The sequence below is a fragment of the Streptomyces sp. NPDC127038 genome (genome assembly GCF_042725875.1).
GTDB lineage: Bacteria > Actinomycetota > Actinomycetes > Streptomycetales > Streptomycetaceae > Streptomyces.
Window position 1 is genome coordinate 1 of record NZ_JBHXDQ010000026.1, and the last position, 24,786, is coordinate 24,786.

The 24,786-nt window shown below is 70.7% G+C and carries 24 protein-coding genes and 1 pseudogene; 10 read left to right on the forward strand and 15 right to left on the reverse strand.

Annotation, left to right across the window (positions count from 1 at the left end; translation table 11 throughout):
* Positions 1 to 64 precede the first annotated feature (64 nt).
* Positions 65 to 484, reverse strand: a complete 420-nt coding sequence (locus ACFWI4_RS19515) for a DUF6325 family protein (RefSeq protein WP_387197839.1) — start codon at positions 482 to 484, stop codon at positions 65 to 67.
* 122 nt (positions 485 to 606) lie between these two features.
* The gene (locus ACFWI4_RS19520) at positions 607 to 1,251 is read right to left on the reverse strand and encodes a GAP family protein (RefSeq protein WP_385407418.1); all 645 of its coding nucleotides are present in this window, start codon (positions 1,249 to 1,251) and stop codon (positions 607 to 609) included.
* 357 nt (positions 1,252 to 1,608) lie between these two features.
* Here ACFWI4_RS19520 and ACFWI4_RS19525 point away from each other — a divergent pair, with 357 nt between their 5' ends.
* Entirely contained in the window at positions 1,609 to 3,027 is a 1,419-nt protein-coding gene (locus ACFWI4_RS19525) for a DUF2252 domain-containing protein (protein ID WP_387197631.1), read from the forward strand.
* A 13-nt stretch (positions 3,028 to 3,040) separates the two neighbouring features.
* A complete protein-coding gene (locus ACFWI4_RS19530; protein ID WP_387197634.1) occupies positions 3,041 to 4,858 on the forward strand; it encodes a glycoside hydrolase family 15 protein in 1,818 nt (605 codons plus the stop codon).
* Here ACFWI4_RS19530 and ACFWI4_RS19535 read toward each other — a convergent pair.
* The 4 genes from ACFWI4_RS19535 to ACFWI4_RS19550 form a co-directional block, all read right to left on the reverse strand.
* Positions 4,809 to 6,113 (reverse strand): chloride channel protein, encoded by a 1,305-nt coding sequence (locus ACFWI4_RS19535; RefSeq protein ID WP_387197843.1) that lies wholly within the window; start codon positions 6,111 to 6,113, stop codon positions 4,809 to 4,811. The two genes, ACFWI4_RS19530 and ACFWI4_RS19535, sit on opposite strands and share 50 nt — an antisense overlap.
* A 256-nt stretch (positions 6,114 to 6,369) precedes the next feature.
* Positions 6,370 to 7,209, reverse strand: coding sequence for a phosphatase PAP2 family protein (locus ACFWI4_RS19540; protein WP_387197638.1), 840 nt, complete (start codon positions 7,207 to 7,209; stop codon positions 6,370 to 6,372).
* On the reverse strand, positions 7,206 to 8,030 hold the full coding sequence (locus tag ACFWI4_RS19545; protein WP_387197641.1) for a polyphosphate polymerase domain-containing protein: 825 nt from the start codon (positions 8,028 to 8,030) through the stop codon (positions 7,206 to 7,208). Before ACFWI4_RS19545 ends, ACFWI4_RS19540 begins: the two co-directional genes overlap by 4 nt.
* Positions 8,027 to 8,767, reverse strand: coding sequence for a DUF4956 domain-containing protein (locus ACFWI4_RS19550; protein WP_387197644.1), 741 nt, complete (start codon positions 8,765 to 8,767; stop codon positions 8,027 to 8,029). Before ACFWI4_RS19550 ends, ACFWI4_RS19545 begins: the two co-directional genes overlap by 4 nt.
* A 370-nt stretch (positions 8,768 to 9,137) precedes the next feature.
* On the opposite strand from ACFWI4_RS19550, the gene ACFWI4_RS19555 reads away from it, so the two are divergent.
* Positions 9,138 to 9,809, forward strand: a complete 672-nt coding sequence (locus tag ACFWI4_RS19555) for a response regulator transcription factor (RefSeq protein WP_387197647.1) — start codon at positions 9,138 to 9,140, stop codon at positions 9,807 to 9,809.
* Positions 9,806 to 11,218 carry an ATP-binding protein gene (locus tag ACFWI4_RS19560; protein ID WP_387197650.1) on the forward strand — a complete coding sequence of 471 codons (1,413 nt, stop codon included), beginning with the start codon at positions 9,806 to 9,808 and terminating at the stop codon, positions 11,216 to 11,218. Before ACFWI4_RS19555 ends, ACFWI4_RS19560 begins: the two co-directional genes overlap by 4 nt.
* A 5-nt stretch (positions 11,219 to 11,223) precedes the next feature.
* On the opposite strand, the gene ACFWI4_RS19565 is transcribed toward ACFWI4_RS19560, so the two are convergent.
* Positions 11,224 to 12,411: an MFS transporter gene (locus tag ACFWI4_RS19565; RefSeq protein WP_387197653.1), complete on the reverse strand. Its 1,188-nt coding sequence runs from the start codon at positions 12,409 to 12,411 to the stop codon at positions 11,224 to 11,226.
* A 169-nt stretch (positions 12,412 to 12,580) separates the two neighbouring features.
* On the opposite strand from ACFWI4_RS19565, the gene ACFWI4_RS19570 reads away from it, so the two are divergent.
* Positions 12,581 to 12,868: a hypothetical protein gene (locus ACFWI4_RS19570; RefSeq protein WP_387197656.1), complete on the forward strand. Its 288-nt coding sequence runs from the start codon at positions 12,581 to 12,583 to the stop codon at positions 12,866 to 12,868.
* A gap of 105 nt (positions 12,869 to 12,973) precedes the next feature.
* On the opposite strand, the gene ACFWI4_RS19575 is transcribed toward ACFWI4_RS19570, so the two are convergent.
* Entirely contained in the window at positions 12,974 to 13,657 is a 684-nt protein-coding gene (locus tag ACFWI4_RS19575) for a DUF4389 domain-containing protein (protein ID WP_387197659.1), read from the reverse strand.
* 375 nt (positions 13,658 to 14,032) lie between these two features.
* Between ACFWI4_RS19575 and ACFWI4_RS19580 the strand changes: the two are divergent.
* Positions 14,033 to 14,608: pseudogene (locus ACFWI4_RS19580) on the forward strand (recombinase family protein); the annotation flags it as partial.
* A 169-nt stretch (positions 14,609 to 14,777) separates the two neighbouring features.
* Entirely contained in the window at positions 14,778 to 15,686 is a 909-nt protein-coding gene (locus tag ACFWI4_RS19585) for a recombinase family protein (protein ID WP_387197662.1), read from the forward strand.
* Positions 15,687 to 15,875: 189 nt separating this feature from the next.
* Here the strand turns inward: ACFWI4_RS19585 and ACFWI4_RS19590 are convergent, their stop codons facing one another.
* From ACFWI4_RS19590 to ACFWI4_RS19605, 4 genes are all read right to left on the reverse strand, one after another.
* Positions 15,876 to 17,243 carry a replication initiator gene (locus ACFWI4_RS19590; RefSeq protein ID WP_387197846.1) on the reverse strand — a complete coding sequence of 456 codons (1,368 nt, stop codon included), beginning with the start codon at positions 17,241 to 17,243 and terminating at the stop codon, positions 15,876 to 15,878.
* Between the two features lie 301 nt (positions 17,244 to 17,544).
* Positions 17,545 to 17,742 carry a hypothetical protein gene (locus ACFWI4_RS19595; RefSeq protein ID WP_387197665.1) on the reverse strand — a complete coding sequence of 66 codons (198 nt, stop codon included), beginning with the start codon at positions 17,740 to 17,742 and terminating at the stop codon, positions 17,545 to 17,547.
* Positions 17,739 to 19,040 (reverse strand): FtsK/SpoIIIE domain-containing protein, encoded by a 1,302-nt coding sequence (locus ACFWI4_RS19600; protein ID WP_387197668.1) that lies wholly within the window; start codon positions 19,038 to 19,040, stop codon positions 17,739 to 17,741. The genes ACFWI4_RS19595 and ACFWI4_RS19600 overlap by 4 nt, the downstream gene beginning before the upstream one ends.
* Positions 19,040 to 19,390, reverse strand: a complete 351-nt coding sequence (locus ACFWI4_RS19605; RefSeq protein WP_387197671.1) for a hypothetical protein — start codon at positions 19,388 to 19,390, stop codon at positions 19,040 to 19,042. Before ACFWI4_RS19605 ends, ACFWI4_RS19600 begins: the two co-directional genes overlap by 1 nt.
* A 162-nt stretch (positions 19,391 to 19,552) precedes the next feature.
* Here ACFWI4_RS19605 and ACFWI4_RS19610 point away from each other — a divergent pair, with 162 nt between their 5' ends.
* Complete coding sequence (locus ACFWI4_RS19610; RefSeq protein WP_387197674.1) at positions 19,553 to 20,308, forward strand: GntR family transcriptional regulator; 756 nt, start codon at positions 19,553 to 19,555, stop codon at positions 20,306 to 20,308.
* A 30-nt stretch (positions 20,309 to 20,338) separates the two neighbouring features.
* Positions 20,339 to 20,566, forward strand: a complete 228-nt coding sequence (locus ACFWI4_RS19615; protein WP_387197677.1) for a hypothetical protein — start codon at positions 20,339 to 20,341, stop codon at positions 20,564 to 20,566.
* A 395-nt stretch (positions 20,567 to 20,961) separates the two neighbouring features.
* On the opposite strand, the gene ACFWI4_RS19620 is transcribed toward ACFWI4_RS19615, so the two are convergent.
* On the reverse strand, positions 20,962 to 21,258 hold the full coding sequence (locus ACFWI4_RS19620; RefSeq protein ID WP_387197679.1) for a hypothetical protein: 297 nt from the start codon (positions 21,256 to 21,258) through the stop codon (positions 20,962 to 20,964).
* Positions 21,259 to 21,584: 326 nt separating this feature from the next.
* Positions 21,585 to 22,124: an ATP-binding protein gene (locus ACFWI4_RS19625; protein WP_387197682.1), complete on the reverse strand. Its 540-nt coding sequence runs from the start codon at positions 22,122 to 22,124 to the stop codon at positions 21,585 to 21,587.
* A gap of 207 nt (positions 22,125 to 22,331) precedes the next feature.
* Between ACFWI4_RS19625 and ACFWI4_RS19630 the strand changes: the two genes are divergently transcribed.
* Positions 22,332 to 23,705 carry a sporulation protein gene (locus tag ACFWI4_RS19630; RefSeq protein WP_387197685.1) on the forward strand — a complete coding sequence of 458 codons (1,374 nt, stop codon included), beginning with the start codon at positions 22,332 to 22,334 and terminating at the stop codon, positions 23,703 to 23,705.
* 3 nt (positions 23,706 to 23,708) lie between these two features.
* On the opposite strand, the gene ACFWI4_RS19635 is transcribed toward ACFWI4_RS19630, so the two are convergent.
* Positions 23,709 to 24,623 (reverse strand): aminoglycoside phosphotransferase family protein, encoded by a 915-nt coding sequence (locus tag ACFWI4_RS19635; RefSeq protein ID WP_387197687.1) that lies wholly within the window; start codon positions 24,621 to 24,623, stop codon positions 23,709 to 23,711.
* Between the last annotated feature and the right edge of the window lie 163 nt (positions 24,624 to 24,786).

A 24,786-nucleotide genomic window follows, 5' to 3' on the forward strand; every position in this document is an offset into this window, starting at 1 on the left:
GGCACCCCAGGTGCGGGGCCGCCACCGGTTCATGTCCGCCACGAACGGGCGGCGCGCGGTACGGCTAGCCGGCGTCCGCGTCGTCCAGCGCCGCCAGCACGGCCGGCACCGGGATGCGTCCGGAGGCGACCATCTGGGCTCCGCCGCGCCGCAGCGCGGCGGCGAAGGGCGCGGCCCACACGTTCTCGTAGACCAGGATCCCCGCGGAGTTGCCGGGCTCCAGTGCCTTGCCGGCCTCCGCGATGTCGTCCTCGCCGAGAAGGCCGGAGGAGACCCCCTCGAACACGGCGAGGTCGAGGGCTCCGTCTCCGTCGAAGTCGGCGACCTCCATACCGGCCACGGTTCCGTCCTCGTCCTTTCTCACGAACAGAAGGTCGAGAATCCGGATGAGACCGCGGTCGACCAGATCGACCAGGATCGGAAGTCCCTCACCGGTCATTCGGTTACCGGGGAACTCCACGACGATATAGTCGATCGGCCCCATCTCGACGAATTCATCTTCGCTCACGGCTTCACCCCTGCGTGGTCATCGTTTTACCCGGCCCCTGGTCCATGCCATTGCAGCACCGGACGGTAGCCGCCGCATTTCGGTACGGCGCGGGTGGTTCACGCGGTCAGCTGGTAGATGCTCTTGCCCACCAGCCACAGCCCGAGGAACAGGAACAGCGACACCAGCGCCTTGTCCTGGTGGCGCTCCATCCAGGCGCGCAGCCGCCCGAGCCGGACATGGGCCGTCTGCGGGGCGAAGGTCGCGTAGAGCTCCATCGTCAGCAGGCTGGAAGTGGCCAGCAGGACGTAGCCCATCAGGGCCGCGTACGAGGCCGCGTGCCCGAGGTCGGCGCTCACGACGGTGGAGGCGCCGGCCGCGATCATCCCCCACGGCTGGAGCAGCAGGGCCAGCCCGGCGGCGGTCCAGGGGGAGATCCGTTCGATCCGGGACATGAAGCCGGACTGCTTCGGGCGCTTGCCGATGTTGCGCCGGGTGCGTTCGGCGTAGAGGACGAGTCCGACGCCGATGGCGAGCTTGCCGGCGAGCGCGGCCGTGGACGGCGCGGACCTCGGGGGCGGCGGCTCTCCCCCGGTCATGAGCAGCACGGCGGCGATGATCGCGACGAAGGAGGCCAGCCAGGTCAGGATGAAGGCGAGGCCCTTCCAGATCCCGTTGCGGGTCGAGAGCACCAGGACGAATCCGGTGATCGGAAGCGGGTCCAGGGCGATCGCCAGGGCGATGAGCAGCAGGTCAAGGACCATCGCCGCCCCCGTGTGCTCCCGCCCGGCCCGGCGCCGCCGTATCGCGCATGTCCTCATCGTCACCTCCCCCGGGCACGTCCACAAATCCGGTGTTCCACCGTGGGCGCGGGGGTCCGGCCGGGCCGACTCGCCGGACATATGGCCCGGGGCTACCTTGGTGATCGGACCGGGCCCCGCCACCACGACCCGTGCGCCGCCGGCCCCCTCTCGCCGCACGCACGCGACCCGTACGCCGTGGGCATGCCGCGAGCGGCCGACCAGCCGCACCCCGTCGGCCCGGCCCCCGCCCGCACGTCCCGACCTCACCCGTCCCCGGATCCCCCTTCCCGTCGTCCCCCTCATCGCGGAGCGTCTGCAATGACCCCCAAGCACCCGGCCGGCGGCAATGTCCCGCACCACACCCCGGCGGAGCGCGCCGCGCTCGGCAAGGCCGCCCGGTCCGCCGTGCCGCGCTCCAGTCACGCCGACTTCTCCCCCTCGGCCAAGCGGCCCGACCCGGTGGACATCGTGGAGGCGCAGTCCGCGACCCGGGTGCCCGAGCTCGTACCGATCCGCTACGGCCGGATGACCGAGTCGCCGTTCCGGTTCTACCGCGGGGCCGCCGCCATCATGGCCGCGGACCTCGCGGGCACTCCGCGGTCCGGGATCAGGGCCCAACTGTGCGGTGACGCGCACATGTTGAACTTCCGGCTGCTGGCATCGCCGGAGCGCCGCATGATGTTCGACATCAACGACTTCGACGAGACGCTGCCCGGCCCTTGGGAGTGGGACGTCAAGCGGCTGTCCGCCAGCCTCGTCATCGCGGGCCGGGCCAACGGCTACAGCGGCAAGGAGCGCGCCGACATCGTCCGTACGACGGTGCGCTCGTACCGCGAGTGGATGAGACGCTTCGCCGGGATGGGCAATCTCCCCGTCTGGTACACGCACTTCGACGAGGACTGGGTACGGACCCACATCGCCGGGGAGCTGGGCTCGCGGGGCCGCGACCGCTGGAAGAAGACGACCGACAAGGCGCGCAGCCGAGACAGCCTCCAGGCGTTCAACAAGCTCACGCACATGGTCGACGGCCAGGCGCTGATCGCCGCGGACCCGCCTCTCGTCGTGCCCTTGCAGGATCTGCTGCCGGACATGCAGCGCAGCGCCCTGGAGAAGCAGCTGCGCAAGCTGATCGGGAGCTACGGCCGGAGTCTGAACACGGACCGGCGGTACCTGCTGGAGCAGTACCGGTTCGCCGACGTGGCCCGCAAGGTGGTCGGGGTCGGCAGTGTCGGCACCCGGTGCTGGATCATCCTCATGCTCGGCCGGGACGGCTCGGATCCGCTGCTGTTGCAGGCCAAGGAGGCGGACGAGTCGGTGCTGGCGCCGTACGCCGGCGCGAGCGAGTACCGGACACAGGGCGAGCGGGTGGTCGCGGGCCAGCGGCTGATGCAGGCCACCAGTGACATCTTCCTGGGCTGGGAGCGGGCCGAAGGCATCGACGGACGCCGACGGGACTTCTACGTACGGCAGTTGAGGGACTGGAAGGGGATCGCCGAACCGGAGCTCATGGTCCCGCCGGGCATGCGGGCCTTCGGCGAACTGTGCGGTGCCACGCTGGCCCGCGCGCACGCGAGGTCGGGCGACCGGATCGCCATCGCCTCCTATCTGGGCGGCGGCGACGTCTTCGACCGGGCGCTCGTCCCGTTCGCGGAGGCGTACGCGGACCAGAACGAGAAGGACCACCAGGCACTCGTCGACGCCGTCCGCTCGGGGCGCGTCAAGGCCGAAGCGGCCTGACAAGGAGGCCCGTATGGATCGCTATCCGCCCATCGCCGACCACGGCCTGGTCGGGGACCTGCAGACCGCGGCCCTGGTGTCGTCCCGGGGCGTGATCAACTGGTTCGCCGCCCCCCGGTTCGACTCCCCCAGTGTCTTCGCCTCGCTGCTCGACCACGACGGCGGCGGCTACTTCCGCCTCGCCCCCGATCACCCGGAGGGATCCTGGCGGCAGCTCTACTACCCGGACACGGCGGTCGTGGTGACCCGCTTCATGTCCCCCGACGGCGTGGGCGAGATCATCGACCACATGCCGGTCCTCACCGGACCGACCCCCAGTGACCGGCACAGTCTGGTGCGGGTGGTCCGCGCGGTGCGCGGCACGGTGCACTTCCGTCTGGAGTGCCGGCCGCGGTTCGACTACGCGCGGACGGACCACGAGCTCGAACTGACCTCAGGGACCGCCACGTTCAGGTCGCCGGGCGCGACCGCGTACCTCCAGGGCAACATCCCCTTCGAACGCGACGGCCGGGACGTCAGCGGTGGCATCACCCTCGCCAACGGCGAACAGGCGGCCGTGGTCTTCACGGTGTGCGGGCCGGACGCCGAGGCGCCTCCGCGGCCGACGATCGACACGGTCACCGAGGGCCTCTGGAACAACGTCGACTTCTGGCAGAAGTGGGTCCGCACCTCGAACTACCGCGGCCGCTGGACGGAGATGGTGCACCGCTCGGCGATCACGCTCAAGCTGCTCACCTACGCCCCGACGGGGGCGCCGGTCGCGGCCGCCACGATGGGGCTGCCCGAGCAGATCGGCGGTGAACGCAACTGGGACTACCGGTACACATGGGTGCGGGACGGCTCGCTGTCCGTGCGGGCGCTGCTCGACCTCGGCTTCGTGGAGGAGGCGACCCACTTCACGCGCTGGCTGGGCGACCGCCTGCGGGAGCGCGAGGGCCCGGACGACGAACCCCTCCAGATCATGTACCGGGTCGACGGCGACCCGCATCTGACGGAGGAGATCCTGGAGCACTTCGAGGGCTACCGGGGCTCGTACCCGGTCCGCGCGGGCAACGGGGCCTCGGGCCAGTTGCAGCTCGACATCTACGGCGAGGCCCTCTACGCGCTGGCCGAGGGCCGCGCCGTGCGGGAACAGGGCGGCTACCAGGGCTGGAAGGCGCTGGCCGGCATCCTCGACTGGCTCGCGGACTCCTGGGACCGCCCGGACGAGGGCATCTGGGAGACCCGGGGCGGGCGCAAGGACTTCACCTACAGCCGGATCATGTGCTGGGCCGCGTTCGACCGGGGTCTGAAGCTTGCCATGGAGTACAGCAGACCGGCCGACACGGTCCGCTGGACGCAGGCACGGGACGCGATCCTCGAACAGGTGATGGCGCGGGGCTGGAACGAGAAGCAGAAGGCCATCGTCCAGCACTACGACAGCGACGTCCTGGACGCGTCCCTGCTGCTGGCGCCCCGCGTCGGCTTCGTCGCCGCGCGCAGTCCCGGCTGGCTGAGCACGCTGGACGCCATGGAGCGCGTACTCGTCTCCGACAGCCTCGTCTACCGCTACGACCCGCAGGCCTCCCCGGACGGACTGCGCGGCTCCGAGGGGACGTTCAGTCTCTGCACGTTCCTGTACGTCGACGCGCTGGCCCGGGCGGGACGGCTGCCGCAGGCCCGCTACACGTTCGAGAAGATGCAGACGTACGCCAACCATGTCGGGCTGTTCGCCGAGGAGATCGGCCCGAGCGGTGAGCAACTGGGCAACTTCCCGCAGGCGTTCACCCATCTCTCCCTGATCATGGCCGCGACGACGCTGGACGAGGCGCTCGACCGGCTGCGGCCCTGACCGGCGGGATGTCGGGGCCCTGCGGAAGCAGTTCCACGGTCACGAAGGAGACCACGGCGGCGAGCACGATCACCGGTACCGTTCCCGAGTTGCCCACCAGGAGGACGACCAGCACGACACAGCTGACGGGCAGTCTGAGCGCGGCGGCGGACGCGGCGGCCATGCCGGCCGCCATGGCCGGCACGACGCCGAACCCCGGGAGCGGTGCCAGCAGGGCGCCCGTCGCGCCGCCGAGGAAGAGCGAGGGGAACACCGGGCCGCCTCTGAGGGTGCCCAGGCACAGGGCGTAGGCGAGGGACTTGAGGAGGACCACGGCCACCAGGCTGCCCACCGACCAGGCGTGCGGGTCGGCGGCGAGCTGGGCGAGGGTGGTCTGGCCCGACAGGGCCACCTCGGACGGCGACCGTCCGGTGAGGGCCGCGTACAGCGCCGCGCAGCCGCCCGCGGCGAGCGCGCACAGCACCGTGGTCCGCAGGACGTGGGCGGACACGGCCCGGGCCGCGTACCGGCCGCCCACGATCACCCAGTGGATGCCGAACCCGATGACCACGGCCATCAGCACCGACCACACCACGTCCCCGGTGTCGAGGGTGGAGGGCGCGGGCAGTCCGATCTTGAGGCTGCCGGTCTGGAGCCCGGTCCAGTCGCCGAACCCGGTGAACACGATGGCTCCGACCCCGCTGGCGAGCAGCGCGGGCAGCATCACCGCGAACAGCTGGGGCCCGCCCACGCCGGCGACCTCCATCAGCAGCACGGCGGCGATCAGGGGGCTGCCGAAGATCGCCGAGATGGCCGCGGCGGCGCCCGCGGCACCGAGGAGCGCCGTGCCCTGGGGGGTGGCGGGAGCCCGTACGAGATCGCGGAAGAGCAGGGCCAGACCGCCGCCGAGGGCGATCAGCGGGGACTCGGGGCCGAGCACGGCGCCGAGCGGAAGGCTGGCGAGCGCGGCGAGCACGACGCCCGGCAGCGCGGAGATCGACACCCCGCCGGCGTGCAGTCCCGAGGCGGGGATGTGGCCGCCGCGGCCCGGGAGCCACAGCACGATCAGGCCCACCAGCACCCCTGCGAGCAGCATCGGGGGAAGCGGCCACCACCAGGGCGGGTTCGACCACCCGAGGTCGTGCGGCCACTCCTGCCACAGGAGTTTCTCCAGCTCGTGGAGGAGCACCAGGAACCAGAACGCGGCCAGGGAGACCGGGACACCGATCACGGCGCAGAACACCAGGGCGCGGCGGTACGCGGGCTGGACCAGCATGTCCCGCAACTGCTCGGCCTCGCTGGGCTGGTTCCCGGGCACGGGCTCGGCGGGCTGCTTCCCCGACGTACCGGGCTCGCCGGACTCCTCGGACCTCGGCTCGGTGATGGGTCTTCTCCTACATCCGCTCGGACGGAATCTGCCGTCGGAGCGCGAGCGTACCCACGGGGAGCCCAGGACCCGCGCGGCCCGCGCACGCGCCCCGGAAAACCCACCGGGTGGACGCGCGCCGGGCTGTCACGGGTGGTTCCTCCCGCTACTTGGCCGCCCGTTCGTAGTCGCCGATGAGGTCGCCGAGCAGGGTGCCCGCGAGGATGTCGCTCGGGACGTGGCCGGCCATGTACACGCGGGAGTAGACGACCTCGTCCTGCATCCACCGGTAGTCCTGGGCGCGGTGCGGGGCGAAGGCGCTGAGCAGGGTGACCGCGGCGGCGGAGCGGGCGGCGTGGCGGGAGGGGTAGGAGTACGGGCCCTCGGCACCGGCGGCGAGGTGCTTGTCGGGACGCAGGCCCGGGTCGACGACGAAGGGCGCGGGCTGCTTGTCCCGGGCGGCGAGCTGGTCACTGACGGTCTTGGCCAGGCTCAGGGCCGACTTGAGCCGCGCCTTCTCGTCCGTGCCCCTGGCGGCGGTGACGAGTTCGCGCTGGTCGTGCTGGTAGAGCTTCCAGATGTCCTTCTTGCCGTGGAGCTCAAGCCAGGTGGCCGCCTTCTTCCCGGCGGCGGTACGGGTCCTGGCGAGGTCCTGGAGGCCATGGAGTTCGGCGGTGCGGGCCGTGGCCGACGGCGGTGCGGGAATCTGTGCGGCGACCCACGCGGTGAACGCCTTGTCGTCCCGGGCCGTCCCGTGCTGGGCGGTCCAGCGGGTGAAGAGGGCGTCCGCCTTGATGCGCTGGGCGTCGACCTGCCGGCCGAGGGGGGCGATCGTCGCGTCGGCGAAGAGCGTGGGCGGCGGGTTCTTGCCGATGACGGCGGTCGCTCCGGGGCTCCCGGTGACGACGGCGGCGAGTTCGGGGCGGATCAGGCCGACGGAGGCCACGGCGACGGCGGTGACCGCGATCGCCGCGTACGGCCACCTGATCTTGCTCAGGGCGTTCATGCGACGGGGGTCCCTTCGGGAAGCGGGGCCGGCGCGGGGTGCGGGCCGGCGCGGAAGCGGGTGCGGGCGATGCGGCGCACGTCGTTGTCGGGAAGACCGGGGGTGAGCAGGGACTGCCCGACGAGGTACTTGCTGAGGGAGACCGGCCGGACGCCGAGGCCCAGGAGCATCCGGTCGGCGGGGGCGGGGCGGACGCCGCCCTTGGTCTCGACGAGGACGAAGTCCGGGTCGAGGGCGGCCGAGCGGTCGTCCCGGTGGCAGGTGAGGACGCCGTCGAGGGTGACGCGGGTGCCGTGGTGCAGGTCCGCGAGGGCGGCGCGGAGGTAGCGGATCTCCGTGGTGGCGACGAGGTCGGCGGCGCGGACGGGGATCGCCGATCCGGTGAGGACCCTGTCCACGAAGGCGGCCGCCTCCTCGTCGAGCCGGCCGTACCGCGCCGCTGAGGCCCGCTGCGCGTGCTTGACCGTCGCGCCGCGGCCGTCCTTGGTCTTGACCTCGACGCGGCAGAGCCCGTCCTCCGCGTACAGCCGGGTCCGCACCTTCCAGCGGCGCCGGCGCCCCTGGACATGGGCGTGCCACGCGGCGAGCCGGGGGGTGTCGAAGTAGGTGCTGCGGTAGCTGGTCGTACGGCGGCCGCCGAGGTCAAGGACCCGGTGGCTGTCCGCGAGCTGCTCGACCAGGCGGCGGGCGAGGCCGACGGGGACCAGGTACTTGCGGTCGGTGCGGTGCTGGAGGCCGGCGGCCGCGTCGACCTCGGCGAGGGTCGCGCCGTGCGGCAGGGAGAGGCCGAGCGCGAGGGCGAAGGAGGCCGCCTGAGTCACCGGACGCTCTCGGTTTCCCGGAGCGGCATCGCCTCGGATTCCCGGACCGGCAGGTCCTCGGACTCGTCGGCCGGCAGGTCCTCGGGCTCGCCGACCGCGGAGATCTCGGTGGCGGGTGCGGGCTGCTCGGACCCGACGGGGAAGCGGGCCGCGACCCGGGTCGTCTCGCGTACGTAGTCGACCTCGTCGACCTCCACCGCGACGGGCGTCCGGCCGTAACGGGCCGCGACGTCCAGGAGGATGTCGGCCTGGTCGGCGTAGGTCCGGTCGAGGGTGAGCCGGACGACGCGGGTCGGATGGTACGTCCGCGGGTCGTCGACCAGCAGGACCGCCACCAGCACGGCGACGTCGAGCCCGATGGCGAGCCACCCGGCGCGCTGCGGCAGCCCGTTGCACAGGGCGATGACCAGCGCGGCGAAGGTGTAGGCGACGTCCCGGAGGGTGAAGGCCGCGCTGCGCAGCCGGACGAGGGAGAGGATGCCGAACAGACCGAAGCCGACCCCCGTGGGGAACTTGCCCGCGCTGATGGCGCTCATCGCGGCGAACAGGCCGATGTTCAGGGCGGTCAGGACGAGGGGCATCTCCTGGGCGCTGCGACGGCGCCGGTAGAGCCAGCCGACCAGGATCAGCAGGGCTATGACGTCGAGGGCGCCCCGCGTCATCAGGTCGACCGGGGAGAGGTGGTTCGTGATCCCCTTGGCGGCGAGCACCGATGCCACCGTGTACGGCGCGTGCATGGCAGTTCCTTCCGCGCGGCGCATCGAGCGGCGGACCTGCCCAGGTCCGCGGAGCACCGCGACGCGAGGAACGCTAGGGACGGCGCATGAACAGACCATGAAGGCTTCCGGGCGGACTCCGCCCGGCGGGCACCGCGGATGGGCCCGGGTCCCGTACGAGGTCGGCCGGGGACCCGGTACGCGGGGTGACCGCAGGCCGGGCGGGCCGCGGTCACGGGCGGTGGTCACGGGCAGGCCTGGGTCGCGGGCGGTGGTCGCGGGCGGGCCGAGGTCGCAGGCGGGCCGTGGTCTCGGGCGGGCCGAGGTCGCGAGCGGCCCGTGGTCGCGGGTCCGGTACGGGGCGGTTCCGCCCCCGGTTAGCCTGTGCGCCATGTACTGCCTGGTCGTCGACGACGAGACCCGCCTGACCGATCTGGTCGTCCGCTACCTCGGCGAGTCCGGCCACACCGCCGAGGGCCGCTACGACGGGCCCTCCGGTCTCGCCGCCGCCCGCGATCCCCGCCTCGACGCGGTCGTCCTGGACGTCATGCTCCCCGGCCTCGACGGCGTCGAGGTGTGCCGTTCCCTGCGCGGCGAGGGCATCGACGTCCCCGTGATCCTGCTCACCGCCCGGGGGGACGTGAGCGAGCGGGTGGCGGGACTCGACGCGGGCGCCGACGACTACGTGGTCAAGCCCTTCGCGATGGAGGAGCTGCTGGCCCGGCTGCGCGCGATATCGCGGCGCCGACCCGACCCGGCGGGCCGGCTGCGGGCCGACGATCTCGTGCTCGACCCCGAGCAGCAGCGGGCCTGGCGCGGCGACAGCGAACTCGACCTGTCACGGCGGGAGTTCGACGTCCTGCGGGTGCTGATGGAGAACGCGGGCAGGGTCGTCTCACGGCTCCAGCTCCTCGACGAGGTCTGGGACGGGGAGACCGATCTGCGCAGCAACGCCATCGACGTCCACGTCTCCAAGGTCCGGGCCAAGGTCGACCGGGCCTTCGGCCGCGCCACGATCACCACCCTGCGCGGCCGGGGCTACCGCCTGGAGACCACCCCGTGACACGGCCGCCCGGGCCGCTTCTCACCCGGTTCCACCGGCTGCCCGTGGTGGGCCGCCTGGTGCTCGCCGTCGCCCTGGCCATGACGTTCGTCCTCGTCGGCGCCGCGGGCCTGGTCTACTGGCGCGTCGAGACGGCTCTGGACGGCCAGCTGGACGAGGACCTCACCGCCTACCAGCTGACCCTCGACCGGGCCGTCCGGGGCGGCCAGGACCTGCCGGCCGGTCCGAACGGCAGCCTGATCCAGGTCCTCGACACGCGCGGCCGGGTGCTGCGTTCCAGCGCCGCCGTCCGCCACCGGCCACTGCTCACGCCGGACGAACGCGCCGCCGCCGCCCACGGAACCGTCGTCCGGCGCGACATCGGCGCCCTGCTGCCCATCACGGACGGCACCCTGCGGCTGCGGGCGCAGCGCGTCACCGCGGGCGGGCGGCCGCGGATCGTGGTCGCGGCCGTCCAGCGCGGCCACCGCGACGAGGCGCTGCGCGAGCTCCTCGCCCAGCTCGCCTTCGCCTCCGGACTCACCCTGCTGGCCGCCTCGTACGTGGGCTACCGCACCGCCCGGGCCGCCCTGCGCCCCGTCGAGCGGTACCGCCTGGGTGCAGCCGCCCTCGCCGGCGGAGCCGACGCGTCACCGGGCCTGCGGCTGGAGGTGCCGTCCGACCGCGACGACGAGATCACCCGGCTCGGGCACACCCTGAACCGCATGCTCGACCGGCTGGCCGCCTCCGCCGCGCGCGAGCACCAGTTCATCGCGGACGCCAGCCATGAGCTGCGCACCCCGCTCACCCTCATGCGGGCCGAACTCGACGTCGCCCTGCACCGGCCGCGCACCGCAGAGGAGCTGACCGGGACGCTGCGCGCCGTCGACGCCGAGGCACGCCGTCTGGTCACCCTCGCCAACGCCCTCCTCGACCTCGAACAGCTCGGCAGCGGCGAACGCATCCGGCGCGTGCCGACCGCCCTCGACCGCCTCCTCGACGACACCTGCGCGCAGTACCGGACGGCCGCCGAACGCGACGGCCGCACACTGACGGTCGCGTACGACCAGGCCGTCGTGCGGGTGGACCCCCGCTGGCTGGAACCGGCCGTGGGCACCCTCCTGGACAACGCCCTGCGGCACGGCCGTGGTGCCATCACTCTGGACGCCCGGGCACGGGACGGGCGCCTGTGCCTGTCGGTCTCGGACGAGGGCCCCGGCTTCCCGCCGGAGTTCCTGCCGCACGCCTTCGACCGTTTCAGCCGCGCCGAGGCGAGCCGCACCACGCCGGGCGCGGGACTGGGCCTGGCGCTCGTGGCCGCGGTCGCCGCCTCGCACGACGGTGCGGCCCGCGCCGAGAACATCGCGCCGGGCGACGCGCCAACCGCCGGGGTCACCGGGGCCGCGGTCGTGCTCGACCTGCCCTGCTGAACCGGTCACCGAGGAGTACGCGGCCGGGTGGCCCCGCGTACGAGGCCGGCCGCGGGGGCGACGGCGAGGAGGACGGCCAGGGTCGCGTAGCCGTGGTCGAGGGTGGTGAGCGTGGCGACGGCCGCGACGAGCAACGGGCCGCCCGCGTCGCCGAGTTCACGGCCGAGTTCGGCGGCGCCCATGGTCTGGCCGAGCCGTTCGGCGGGGGTCGAGGCGGCCAGCGCCGCGAAGCCGAGCGGGGTGACCAGGCCGGTTCCGGCGCCGATCAGGACCGCGCCGGACAGCAGCCCCGCGACGCCGGGCAGGGTCGCGCAGGCCAGACCGGCGGCGGTGAGCAGCAGTCCCGCCGTGATGCCGTCGCGCGCGGCCAGACGCCCGGCGTCCAGGGCGCGTCCGGTCCGTGGCTGGACGACGGCGGAGCAGGCGGCGAGCACCGACACCGCCGCGCCCGTGGCGACCGTGCCCAGGCCGGCCGCGCGCCCGGAGACGGGCAGGAAGCCCACGCCGACGGACAGGGCGGCGGTCGCGGCGGCCAGTGCAGCGGTCGGACGGAGGAAGTCCGGATGCGTGAGCCGCCTGGCCAGGTCCAGCACCGTCTGGCGGGCCTTCGGCAGCGGCGGCACCACGGGAACGGCGAGCGCCGCCCAGACGGCGACAGCCGCGCCGAGTACCGCCAGGACGACGAACAGGAGCCTCAGCCCGCCGGCCCACACCAGCACACCGCCGAGCAACGGGCCCAGCGTGTAGCCGACGGACTTGTAGAAGCCGTAGCCGCCGAAGGCCCGACCCCGCCTGGCCGCCGGGTTGAGTCGGGCGACCAGCGCGGAGGCCGAGGGCGAGAAGGCGGAAGCGGCGGCGCCCTGACCGAGCCGGGCCGCCCACAGCAGGCCGGGGCTGTCCGCCAGCGCGTACACGGCGGAGGCGACGGCGAACGCGACGAGCCCGCCGAGCAGGACCGGGCGGGCTCCGACGCGGTCCGCGAGGGTGCCGAACACCGGCTTGAGCAGCACCTCGGCTCCGTCGTACAGGGCGAGCAGCCCGCCGAGCACCATCAACGAGGTGACCGAACCGGCGCCGTGGGCACCGAGGTTGGCGGCGATGCCGTGGGCACCGAACGCGGTGGTGAACCCGGCCGCGTACAACGGCCACATCTGCCACGCGGGCGCGGCCCGGGCGACGGGGCTGTCGGTCATGGACTCCGCTCCGGTGGGTCTGGCGCGTGCGGGGAAGGGCCGCTGCGTCCAGCCTTCCCGACCCGTCGCCTGCGACACGAGACCTCGGCCGGGCCGCCTCTCCCGGCTTCCACGGACGGCCCTCGACCACGGCCGGGCCGCCCCCCGTCGAACAGAGCCGCCTCTCCGTATGCCGGCCCGCAAGCAGAGCAACGATTCCTTCTACCTGGTCCAGGCCTCCGCCCGCACGGTGCTCACCAGACACGCCGAAGCCCTCGGCGACTACGCCGCGAGCCACGTCCCGCCCGACCCCGACGAACTGCTCGCCCGCCTGATCGCCGCGATCGACCCCGCCGAGGCCCGCGTCGGCGTGCAGACCTGGGGCGAGGCGACCACCACCCCGGCCGTCCACGGCATCGTCGTCGACAGTGCCGACCGGGTACACGCCCGTCCGCCGAGGTTCGACCAGGCCGGATGAGCCAAAGGCGCTCGACGACGCCCGTACGGCGCGAGCGCGGAACCAGCGACCGTCCTCCGACGTTGCCCGGGCCCGGACGACGTCGGCACGACCGAGGGGCTCGTGCTACCGGCCGGGACCGTTCGCCGGGATCTTCGTGAGGGGCGAGTCCTGCCCGCCCAGGTCGAGGCGGAACGGCGGGTACGCGTCGGTCATCAACGCGGCATAGGCGGCGACCCGTGCGGCCCAGCGGACCAGTCCGATCAGGAAATCGAAGAGGTGAACCGGGTAACGGCCCGTGAACGCCAGGATGATCACGGCGACCAGTGAGAGAAAGGAGATCAGGCCGACACCACGCCAGCCGTCCTCCTCGCCCCAGCCCCAGCCGCCGGCGAAGATCCCGACGACGATGTACTGCGGAATGGCCAGCAGCCACCATTTCACCAGGACCAGACCGCGGGAAAGGCGCTCGGGATAGGCGACATCGAAATGCGCCGGATACCCGGGCGCGTCCGCGAGGGTGAACGGGGGGTACTGGTCGGTGCCGAGCGCGGTGTGGGCGTAGTAGCCGACACGCCAGTTCCAACGCAGCACGCCGACGTTGAAGTCGAAGAGGGACCGGGGATAGCGCCCGGTGAAAAGGATGGCGAAGAACGCGACGAAGGTCACGAAGACGAACGCGATCCACAGGAAGAACAAGACAATGTAGTGCGGGATGGCGAGGAACCACTTCACCAGCCACATCCATCTGGACAGCCGAGGATCGATGAAAGCCTCGACACGCACAGGTGACGCGGTGACAGGAATCATGTGGCCGAACTCCTTTCGAGCGCCCCCGCCCGGCGGCCATCCGTGGCTGCCTTCCCCCCGAACAGGCAGGCAGGCGATCGCCCGATCATGAACTCAGGCTCGCACGCGAGGTGGAGGGCCGCGACTCGGATGGGTCCGCCCGCCCGGAAAGGACACGGGTCCGGCGCACCGCGAGACGGAAACGGGCGAGAACACTTCGACCTGCCGATCACCGACGACTCCACAGACGTCGCCTTCCGTCCCGGGCCCGGATATCCGGTCGCTCTGGGCAGGCACGCGCCGTACCGTCATGTCCATGAACAGGCCACTCGTCGCCATCCTCAGTGGGGCAGGGATCTCCACCGAACAGAGCATCGCCAGAAGTAACCTCGCTTCATGACCGACGACTTAGTACGGCGGGCGCACTGGGGTGACCTCGCAGGTCAGCGCTGGGCAGGACTGGTCCGGCTCTCCCTCGAAGCGGACGACGAGGAAGTGTCCGCCCGGAGGCTGAGCAAGGAGTCTGATCCCTCGGCCGAAGGCGGTACGAGGTGGCGTCCGGCAACCGGCCGGGACATCAAGAGCCGGGACGAGCAGGAGAAGGACGCTCGCAGGTTCGTCGAGAGCCGCGAAGGCCAGTACGTCCATACCTACGAGGAACCCGACACCTCTGCGTGGAAGCGCCGCAGGGTCCGGCAGCCGGACGGCACAGTCGCCTATCGCGTGATCCGCCCCGTGTTCGAAGGGGCACTGGAAGATCTCAAGCGCGGGATGACCCCCGACGGTCAGCCGCTGGACGGACTGATCGTCTACGACATAGACCGTCTGACTCGGGACAACCGGCACCTTGAAGACGCGATCGAGGTCGTCGAGAACTTCCACCGCCCGATCATCGACATCACCGGCACGCTCGATCTCCTCACCGACAACGGCCGGACGGTCGCGCGTCTGCTGGTGGCGGTGGCCAACAAGTCGAGTGCCGACACGGCCCGTCGGGTCCGTCGCAAGCACCACGCCATGCAGCAGGCCGGCATCCCGGTGGGGAGTACGCGCCCCTTCGGCTACAAGGCCGACAAACGCACGATCGAGCCTGAGGAAAGCCGCCGCAATCCGCAGGGCGGTCGAGCGCATTCTCACCGGAGTGTCCCTGCGAGCGATCGCGGTGGATTGGAACAAGCAGGGCATCAAGACGACCCGGGGCAACACGTGGAGCAAGGGCACCGTGAAGCAGATCCTCCGCAATCCCCGGATCTGCGGCTTCCGCTCAAGGAAGGTCCAGGAGTTCACTCCGGAGACCGGGGGCGAGAGCATCAGGGTCGAGCCCGTACTCGATGACGACGGCAAGCCGGTCAAGGGCCAGTGGGAGCCGATCATCTCCGTGACCGACTGGGAAGCCGTCACCGCGGTCATCGGCAGCCGCCCAGAGCCCGGTGGGGCGCACAACGCCCGGAAGTACCTGGGAACAGGCATCCTCAGGTGCGACAAGAACGGGTGCGGAGGTCATTTGCGCGCCATGAAGGCATCCCCGAGCCGGAAGAAGCCGGAAGGGTTCTTCGACTACACCTGCCCCGACAAGGGGACCGGCTACGGGTGCGGCGGCGTCCGCATCTCCGGTCCGGAGACCGACAAGGCCCTCAAGATGCTCGTCATCACCAAGTACGAGGACGAGGCCCAGGAACGGGAAGCGACGGCAGCAGCCCCACAGGATTGGGACGGCGAAGGGCAGCTTGCCCGTATCCGGGAGGACATCGAGGACTGGACGGAGCGGCGAGACCAGCGCCTAGTCAGCAAGGAGCGGTTCTTCGCATTTCTGGCGAAGGCGGAAGCGACGGAACGCCGACTGATCAACGAACGCAACGAGTGGCGCCGGCGCACTCTGCGAGCGAAGGGGAAGCCGATCGACTTGCGGAGCGTGTGGGACGACCTCGATTTCGTGGAGCAGCGCGCCTACGTCGAGAAGACGTTGTTGACCGTCCTGGTCAGTCCTGCCGGTCGGCCCCGCATTCCGGTCTGGGGTCGGCTCACGCCTGTCTACCGAGACGAAGACTGAGCGGCACAGTCAACTTCGTGCCACCCAGTCAAGGCGCACGCTTGCCGGAACGGGACCTGCTAGTTCCGACCTCTAGTCCGAGGATCGCGTTCACTTGCCGCCAACGGGCGTCCGACCACTTGGGCGCCTGGCGCGCATGCTCTCTGGCCCAGGCCCATCCAGCTTCCTCCGTACTCTCAGGTCGTGCTGTCAGAGGAACGCCTCCCCCAGCATGGACGACCGCTGTTCTCGGATGACCTCCCGTAGCCGCGCAAGGTCTTCGGCGACTCCGGCAGCCAGGAGAGCAGCACCGGGGGTATGGCCGGAGCCGACGTAGCGCCAGTGCCTTTCAGATACCGCGCTGGGGACGATTTCCTGAGCAGCGCCGTGAGTCCGGTGCGCTGCCCGTTCTGCGCGGAGTGCCGCGTAGGTGGTGGAGTAGGCGCGGGATTTGGTGAGGATGTGGCCGCGGTAGCCGAGGGTGTGGGCCCAGGCCCGGAGGTGGAGGGGTTCGAACTCGGGGAGGCCGCCAAGACGCCAGCAGGTGCGCATGAGCGCCCGGACGTGGTCGGTGACGGAGACCGTGTCGATGTCGCCCCAGGTGGTGATCCTGTGGTCGGTGCCGGCACCGGTCTCGCTTGCTCCCTTGGTGACGTACTTCGCCACGTACGCGGCTACGGCGTCGTCGTCCGGGCCGAGACCGTCAGCGCGGAGCGGCCGGGCGTCGAGCTGGGTGCCCCAGCGGAGTTCGAGTTCTCCGACTGCGGGACTGTGGGGAGTGCGGACCCGGACCCGTCGGGCGGAGGCGCGCACGGCATCGGTGAGTCGGTCGGTGCTGGCCCAGTTAGGGTGTGCGTCGTCGGGGCCGTTCGGTCCGTCGAGTCGGACGACGGCGTGGACGTGGACGGCCGCTCGTTTCTGGTACTCGGCGACGCGGGCGAAGGACAGTCGGGCGTGATCGGTGAATCGGGACTGTACGAGGCCGGCCGAGGTGGCGAGTTGGCGTCGGACGTCGATGACGAAGCGGTCCCAGAGCTTTCCGGCGTGTGCGTGCCAGAGGACGTGGGCCGGGTAGTCGTAGCAGTCGGTGCACAGGGGTTGGCCGACGATGGGATCGGCCGGGTCGTGGACGGCCACGCATCCGAGGGGCCGACCGTGTTCGCAGCGTCCGCGGGGGCGGCAGCGGTCACCACCACGGTGCACGGGTCCGAACGACGGTGCGGTGAGGGTGATGAAGAGCCGGGGGCGGTCGCGGACCGTGGAGGGGACGTTCTTGCCGCCGAGGAGGCCGGCGCGGACGAGGTGGTAGGTGTCTCCGGCGTGGAGTCGGGAGCAGGGTGCGCAGACGGTTGAGCGCCTGTTGCGGCAGCGGATGAGGAGCCGTTCACCGGGCTCGTTGCGGGTGTCGTAGTGCTGGATGATCTCGCCGGTCGAACCGTCCAGGGTGGTCGTCGACCCGGACAGGTGCACCGGGTGCGCGCACCCGCCGGTGGCGCTGATCTGGTCGAGCCAGCGGGCGAACTGGGGATCTTGGGCGATGCGGATGGCGTCTCGGTCTGCTTCAGGGAGCTGACGCAGGCGCGCCGCGCGGTCGAGGGCGGCGCGCCTGTCAGCCGAGGTGAACTCGGGTGTGATGGTGGTGGCCTTCCGGGGTGGGCCGCCGAGGCGGCACGGGTAGTGGTTGGTGGCGCGCTGTCGTTCATGGAGGTCGCTCCCTTACGTGGTTGGGGATGGCGCGGTGGGTCAGCGGATGGTTCCGGTCCCTCGGCAGACGCGGCAGCGGTGACGGCGGCCGGTCCAGGTCCTGCGGGCTCCGTCGCCCTTGCAGACGGGGCATCTCACGCGGGGCATGGGCATGGTGTTGCTCCTTCCGGCCGGGCTAGAAGTGGGCGAAGCCGCTCAGGCCCCAGGTCATGAGGCCGTTGATGGTGAGGCTGACGGGGGTCTGGCCGAGGTACATGCCGAACAGGGCGATGCAGACGGCTTCCCAGGCGCGTACGTCGCGGGAGCGGACGAGGAGGAAGGTGATGATCCCGAAGACGACCACGAGGGACACGGCGGTACCTGTGCTGATCACTTGTCGTCTCCTTCGAGAGCCGCGAGGGCGCGGACGATGCCGGGCAGTTCGGGAGTCAGGGCGCTGTACTTCCTGGAGGTTGCTGCGGCCTGTTCGGTGGTGGTGAGGTGGGAGCGGGCCCGGCTCCAGCCGCCCTCGGGCCCGGAGCAGACGGCGACGCCCTGCTCGTCCGCGGTGATGGACTGGGCGACGATCACGGCGTCCTTGTTGAGATCGCCGAGGGTCATCTCTGCCGTGCCGGGGTCGTTGACCCGGTGGCAGATCCGGCCGCCGAGCTGGGCGCGTAATGCGGTGACGCCGGGGCCGAGGTCGGAGCCGACGCGTTGGCCGGCGACGACCAGGTGCATGCCGAGCGCGGCCCCGAGCTGCGCCAGGCGCAGGAGGAGGGTGGAGCACTGTTCGGCTTCCGCCTTGCTCTCGCGCCGTCCGTCGGACAGATACAACTCTGCGATCTCGTCGACGATGACCACGACCGGCACCGGCCGCAGCTTGTCCGGGAGCTCCCAGATCGAGCGGACACCCGCGGTACGGCAGACATTCATGCGGTCCTGCATGTCGACGGCGAGTGCGGTGAGCACGGCGACCGCTTCACGGCGGCAGGTGGTCAGGGCGCTGAGCCGTTCGGCGAAGAGGCCGAGTTCCATGCCGCCCTTGCAGTCGATGCCGACCAGAGCGACCGGTTGCGGGGCAAGTTGGGTGATCAGCCGAGCAAGCAGGGTGGACTTGCCGGAGCGGGTGGCGCCGGCGATGAGCCAGTGCGGGACGAGGCGCAGGTCCATGACCCAGGCGCCGCCGCTCTCCAGCACGCCGATCAGGGCGGACAGGAGTGCGGCGGGCGCCGAGGCTAAGCCCGGCCGGGCCAGCGGATCACTTGCGGTTGCGGTCAGCAGCACAAGGCCGCGTTCCGGGGAGGTGACCCGTACGGCGTGGACCCTCCACGCGTGCACGAGCGCGTCCGCCGCCTTCATGTAGGTCGCCGGGGTCTGGCCCGGGTGCAGCCGCACGGTTGCCGTCAGGCCCATGCGGTTGGCCCGGGGCAAGGAGAGCCGGGGTATGACCGGCCGCAGCGGATCGCCCTTGACGACTAGGTCCCCGAGCAGCCCGCGGGGCGGACGCCGAGTAACAGTGAGGTCGTTGAGCAGGGCGACCTTGCGCCAGGTGAACACCACCCGCACAGCGGCGACCGGGTATCCGGCGAGGTACCAGTGCCAGGCCGGACGGTGCCGGCGCAGCAGGTCACCGACGACGAACAGCCAGGCCAGAACGGCGAGCGCGAGGGCGAGCAGGATCGGCCCCATCACGCGTCACCGCCCTTCGCGTGGGCTGTCGGGCCGCCGGGCACGGGGGTGATCGCGTCGGCGCGGAAGCTGACGCCGTGCCGGTCCCCCATCGACCACATGAACGCGGTCAGTCCGGTGACCTTGACGATCTGTCCTTCGTCGATGCCTTTGGGCTGGCCGGTTACGGCGATCTCGATGACGGAGATCCGTCGTCCGTCCTGCCGCACGGTGACGGCGACGGTCCAGACCGGGTTGCCGTCCCGGTCCCTCTTCACCTCCTGTGTCTCGAAGTTGCTGATCTTCGCTTCCGGTGCGATGGCGCACCGCAGTACGCCCAGTCGTGCCGTGTCCACGGGAATGGACTGCATTGCGTGGCCTCCTTGGCCAGTCGGGACGCCCAACATATTCAGACGTCACTTGTCCTTATGAGTTACGACTATGCGGCTCTGTACGACGAGAGTGCAACTACTTATGCTGACGAGTGATGTCGCGCGTGCGACGTGTCTACGACCTCACCCGGAGATGCCGAGATGACAGAGATCCAGCGCCCCGGAGCCCTCTACCAGCAGGTCGCCGCCGCGATCCGCGAAGCGATCCTGGCCGGCGAGTACGAACCCGGAGTCCCGCTCCCCTCCGAAGCCCAACTCATGGAGCGCTACAAGGTCTCGCGCCCCACCGTCCGCAACGCCGTCGCCGCACTGCGCGCAGAAGGTCTCGTCGACGTCCAGCACGGCAAGGGCAGCTTCGTACGCTCCGCCGGCGGTCCCGCCGTCGCGATCTCCCGCCACATCGGCAGGACACCGGCCGGGCACTTCCGGCTGTACGGCGTCGCCGTCTGGCAACAGGCCGAGGAACCCCACACCTACCGCACCCACACCACCGAGGCCACGGCCCAACTGCTGGGACTCCAAGTAGGCGAGGCCCTGTTCGGCTGTGACCAGCTCCTCGCCGACCCGGACACCGGAGCCCGCGCGATGCTCCGGACACTGATCCCTTTCGCCACCGTCGACGCCGTATCCGATCTCGGCAAGAGGCCGGACGCCGCCCCGGCCGCGATCTACAGCATGCTGACGGCGGCCGGCCACGAGTTGTGGTGGTCGGAGTCGGTACGGGCCCGCATGCCGCTGCCCGACGAACGCACCAACCTGCGCCTGCCCGACGCGACCTCGGTCCTGCACGTCTCCCGCGTCACCTGCGGCACCGACGACCAGGCCCTCATCCTGGAAGAACTCCACATCGGAGCAGCCCGCACCGAACTCACCTACCGGATCGACGCCGGCGAGTAGCCCGCACGTTCCGTGATGCAAGCTCAGGACATGAGCGCATTCAGCAGCGATCTGGACCTTGAGGTCTACGACGTGACGGGTAACGGGGTGCAGGTCGACGTGGCAACCAACGCCCTGGACGGCACAGTTCGGCTGGCCGTGCTGTTCACCCAAGAGATCTACCTGTCGGCCGACGACGCCGAGCGAGTCGCCCAATCGCTGCTGCGCGCCGCAGCACACGCCCGCCGCTTCGAGCCGAAGGCCGACCCGCAACCGTAGATCGGTCGAAACAGTCTTCACTTCCTCAAGGGCGCGCCTGCGGCGCGCCGGGCAGCCCGGCCGCCCCGGCCGGGCGTGCGGCGTGGCCGCCGGTCCCGTCCGGTCGCCCGACTGCCCGCACCACAACACGCCCAAGGAGTCGAAGCATCCACCCACCGGAGCGGGCCGGGGCCCACGGGGCTGGGGGTCGCCTGCCGCCGAGACTTTAGACAGCTCCCATGGGACGAGCCTCGAAGAACAGGGGGCCGATCGGGCTGTTGCGGGCAGGTCCAAGGACTGCCCGATCCGCTGGCGAGCGTAAGGCCCCCTGTTCACTCGCCCCATGGCAGCTACCGTCCAAAGTCTCAGCGACCGACGACGTGCCCACGCGCGCCACTCACCAGCAAGAGGACGCCTCACGCCACACCGCCGTCGCCGCCCGAGATCCCCTCCAGGAGCACGGAAAGCCGGTCCACCGCATCGAGCCGGCCCGCCACCCGCACGACGCCCCGCCCGCTCTCGTCCGTCGAGGCAACAGCCCGCACCTCAGACAGCTCGAACCCCGCACCGAGAAGTGCCCGGTTGAGCCGGTCCGCAGCCTCCCGCGCCGCACGCCAGCCCGCGATGTAGTCGACGCCGGACACCCACAAACCACGGTCCGCGCCCTCGAAGTCGAGACCGTCTCTCAGCCAGTCCTCATCCGAGCCAGTCACCTTGCCCACCTCTGCCCTGATCTAGTAACGGATCGTCAACTCTCTTTTCTTCAGGGCAGATGCGCAGCGCAGCGGCCCCGGTACCATCAGGCACCGGGGACCGCTGCGTCCCCTCCCGGACCACCCCGGTTGCTTCCCGGCGCGGGGGTGGTCCGGTCTCGGTATGAGGTTGTGAAGCGCGGCCCCTCAGCTCGGGAGGGGAGCTCCCGGGATGACCCGAGGAGCCGCGCCCCGTACGGCCGAAGCGGGTCAGACTCCGGCCGGCGTCCGGGCCGCCGCTCACTCCCGATCGCGTGAGAGTGGACAGGCGTGCGGCCCGGAGATCTCTACGTAGCGCTGTCGAGGTCGAAGCGGACCCACACGGTCTTGCCTCCCGGGCCCTTTGGCGACCACCACACCGCGTCGGCTAGTCGCTGAATGATCAGCAACCCCCGCCCCTGGTCTGGCAGCAACGCCTCGGAGAAGTCACCCACCAGCTCCGGCGAGACGAACTCGCGGGCCGGAAGATCGGGCGGAGTCGAGTCCTCGTCAGCGACGCCGATGAACAGCCACCCGGGCCATGCCTTCACGAGCACGTCGATCCGCCGGGCGGCACCAGGTTGGGTCAGGCATTCGTCTGGCACGGCATGGTGCACGACGTTGCCGACCAGCTCCGAGACGACGAGTCGCGCGTCATCGGCCATGTGGTCGAGCCCCCAGTCCTGGAGGCAGGCGCCCACCATGTTGCGGGCGGCGCACGCGGTGTCGGCGGACTCGTCGAAGAGCGTCAGCGCCCGGAAGTGTCCCGCCGAGGGATCCTGCGCCGCGTCACGCAGCGAGACCGCCCGCGGGATGTTCGCTCTGCGTTTGCTCTGCCGAACGTCCATTGCGTCCCCTGCCGACTGCCGACGAGCCCTGTAGCCCGTCGCTCCGTGCAGAACAGTGAACGGCGCGGGCGGTAGAACCGGGAGCGTTCACCAGGGGGTTCACGTGAACACCGGCAAATGCAAAGGAGGTTCGCTGATGAACCCCCCAATGTCATAGCTCTGTGCCACGATGAATGCTCGCTGTCATTCTCGGGTTGGCAGGGGAGCATGAGCCGAGAGCCGAACGCACAGTTGATCGCGGTCATGACCGAAGCGAACGTCTCCAACAAGGGACTCGCCAAGCGGATGCAGGACGCCGCTGTCCAGCGCGGAACGAGTCTCGGGACGACACACGTCGCCGTACAGCGTTGGCGAGACGGCGCGGGCATCCAGCCCCAGACGGCGGCCATCATGGCGGACGTTCTCAGTTCCAAGCTGAACCGCCGCATCACACCGGCCGATCTCGGATTCTTCGCCCAGCTCCGGCAGGCGACGCCGCAGCCGATCGGGTACCTGGGCACCGTGTACGACGTACTGTCCATGCTCGACGGACTCGCCGACGAGCGGGTTGAAGCCGTCACCCCCGACCACCTGGCGGTCGCCGACACCGATCTCAACTCGGCGGTCCTGTCATGGATGATCGCGCGCCCCGACGGCGTCGAGGCCGACAGGCCCGCTCACCAACGCATCGGCATGCGCGACGTGCGGGCCATCCGAGACGCCGCCAGCATGTTCATGCAGCTCGACTTCAAGTACGGCGGAGGCCACGGTCACCGGGCCCTCCGCCACTACTTCCGCCAGGAGGTCTTACCACTCCTGGAAGCCAGCTACAGCGAGAAGGTCGGCACCGCGCTATTCGGCGCGGCTGCCGAGGTCTCGCAGCTGCTCGCGTGGACCGCGTACGACACCGGAAACCAGCGTCTCGCCCACCGCTACCTGACGTCGACACTGCGCCTGTCCCAGGTCATCGACGACCGCATGTTCGGCGCCCGGATCCTCGGCAACCTCAGCCACCAGGCGAACTACCTGGGCAACCACGCCCAAGCCATTCAACTCGCGCGCGCCGCAGTCGAAGGCGCCAAGGGCAGGGCCACGCCGCGGGCCATGGCGTTGAACTCGGCGATGGAATCCCGCGCCCTGGCCAACAGTGGAGACCGGATCGGCGCCGGCCGGGCGATGAACGAAGCGGAACGCCACTTCGAGCATGCCGACACCGCCGACGACCCCGCGTGGCTCGACTACTTCGACTCCGCGGAACTCATGGGCGAACTCTGCCACTGCTTCCGCGACCTCAAGATGCGCCGCGAATCCGTCGAGGCAGCGCAACGAGCAGTCGATCAAACCGACCCGAAGTACGCCCGCACCCTGGGGTTCTGCCGCATGGTGCTCGCCCAAAGCCACCTGCTGAACGGTGAACTGGAAGCCGCCGTCACGACAGCCAGTCTGGCCGTGGACGGCGGGGACACCCTCCAGTCCGCCCGCTTCCAGCGCTACGTAGCCGACTTCCAAGCCGAAGTAAGCATCCACGCGGCGAACCCGATCGTGGCAGCCTTCAGCGACCAAGTGCGCGACGCACTCGCCCGCCTGGACGACGACGAGTAGCGACTACCAGGGATGCCAGTCCCGAGGCCCGTCGTCATTGCGCAGCCCAGCGATACGCCGGCGATACTCGGCCGCCGTCCGCTCGTCCTCCTGCACGTTCTGCATCAGCCACGTCGTCATGCCGAACTCCTGCAACCCGCGCAGCGTCTCGTAGCCGTGCCACTCGTAAAGATCCCGCCCGTAGGCCCTGACGAAGTCGGCGTACTGCTCGTCGGTCTGCCATCCAAGGCTGTGGTGCTCAACGGCGGTGACCATCAGGTCCCACTCAGGATGATCGAAGGAGAAAACCTCGAAGTCGATCAGGAGCACGCGCCCTTGCTCGTCCACCATGAGGTTCTGCACGTGAGCGTCACCGTGCACGGGCCCCTTGGGCGTCTCGAACCGCAGCTCTTCAAACTTGTCCCGCAGCTCCCGCCACCGCTTCCGCAGGAAGACCTTGTCATCCCCAGGAATCACGGCCCGATCGAGCCGCAACTCCTGCTTGGCAAAGGGATCGAACGAGGGCAGCTCCAGGCCAGCCGGCAGCGCCAAGGAGTGCAGATCCCTCAGGATCGCGCCCAGCTCCCCGTACGTTGCCTTGCGATCCCCCTCCTCTATCAGATGCCAGAACGTCACAGGGTGCCCGTCGACCACGAGCGGCTGCTCCAGATCCTCAACGAGCCGCGCAGCAGGAAACCCTTCCGCCGCCAGCCACCGCGCCACAGCCACCTCGTTGCGCGACTTCGGCAGCCACTCCTCCCCACGGGCCACCCGCACGATCACCGGTTCTGACGCCAGCCGGAACAACGCGTTCTCCCCGAGTCGGATCAACTCAGCACCTCTGTCATCGAGCCCCGCGGCCCGGCACGCGGCACCCATCACCCGCGTCGCCCTCACCGAGGTGAACCCCTCTTCAGACCGAGCAGCGTCAACCACCATGCCCGCACCAGCTCCCCTAGTCGCGCGCGATCAACCAGCGCACGCACCTAGGTGACCAACCCAACGTGCGCTAGACACATGGCCACGACAGTACCCAGTGGCAGACCATCGCAAGGCGAGGTACACGATGGTCTCGTCGTATTGTCCAAGCTAGGTGTGCAGG

Coding starts and splice junctions, on each gene's coding strand:
- ACFWI4_RS19515 (WP_387197839.1), bottom strand. CDS start 484: ATGGGGCCGATCGACTATATCGTCGTGGAGTTCCCCGGTAACCGAATG.
- ACFWI4_RS19520 (WP_385407418.1), bottom strand. CDS start 1,251: ATGGTCCTTGACCTGCTGCTCATCGCCCTGGCGATCGCCCTGGACCCG.
- ACFWI4_RS19525 (WP_387197631.1), top strand. CDS start 1,609: ATGACCCCCAAGCACCCGGCCGGCGGCAATGTCCCGCACCACACCCCG.
- ACFWI4_RS19530 (WP_387197634.1), top strand. CDS start 3,041: ATGGATCGCTATCCGCCCATCGCCGACCACGGCCTGGTCGGGGACCTG.
- ACFWI4_RS19535 (WP_387197843.1), bottom strand. CDS start 6,113: ATGCTGGTCCAGCCCGCGTACCGCCGCGCCCTGGTGTTCTGCGCCGTG.
- ACFWI4_RS19540 (WP_387197638.1), bottom strand. CDS start 7,209: ATGAACGCCCTGAGCAAGATCAGGTGGCCGTACGCGGCGATCGCGGTC.
- ACFWI4_RS19550 (WP_387197644.1), bottom strand. CDS start 8,767: ATGCACGCGCCGTACACGGTGGCATCGGTGCTCGCCGCCAAGGGGATC.
- ACFWI4_RS19555 (WP_387197647.1), top strand. CDS start 9,138: ATGTACTGCCTGGTCGTCGACGACGAGACCCGCCTGACCGATCTGGTC.
- ACFWI4_RS19565 (WP_387197653.1), bottom strand. CDS start 12,411: ATGACCGACAGCCCCGTCGCCCGGGCCGCGCCCGCGTGGCAGATGTGG.
- ACFWI4_RS19570 (WP_387197656.1), top strand. CDS start 12,581: ATGCCGGCCCGCAAGCAGAGCAACGATTCCTTCTACCTGGTCCAGGCC.
- ACFWI4_RS19575 (WP_387197659.1), bottom strand. CDS start 13,657: ATGATTCCTGTCACCGCGTCACCTGTGCGTGTCGAGGCTTTCATCGAT.
- ACFWI4_RS19600 (WP_387197668.1), bottom strand. CDS start 19,040: ATGGGGCCGATCCTGCTCGCCCTCGCGCTCGCCGTTCTGGCCTGGCTG.
- ACFWI4_RS19605 (WP_387197671.1), bottom strand. CDS start 19,390: ATGCAGTCCATTCCCGTGGACACGGCACGACTGGGCGTACTGCGGTGC.
- ACFWI4_RS19610 (WP_387197674.1), top strand. CDS start 19,553: ATGACAGAGATCCAGCGCCCCGGAGCCCTCTACCAGCAGGTCGCCGCC.
- ACFWI4_RS19615 (WP_387197677.1), top strand. CDS start 20,339: ATGAGCGCATTCAGCAGCGATCTGGACCTTGAGGTCTACGACGTGACG.
- ACFWI4_RS19625 (WP_387197682.1), bottom strand. CDS start 22,124: ATGGACGTTCGGCAGAGCAAACGCAGAGCGAACATCCCGCGGGCGGTC.
- ACFWI4_RS19630 (WP_387197685.1), top strand. CDS start 22,332: ATGAGCCGAGAGCCGAACGCACAGTTGATCGCGGTCATGACCGAAGCG.
- ACFWI4_RS19635 (WP_387197687.1), bottom strand. CDS start 24,623: ATGGTGGTTGACGCTGCTCGGTCTGAAGAGGGGTTCACCTCGGTGAGG.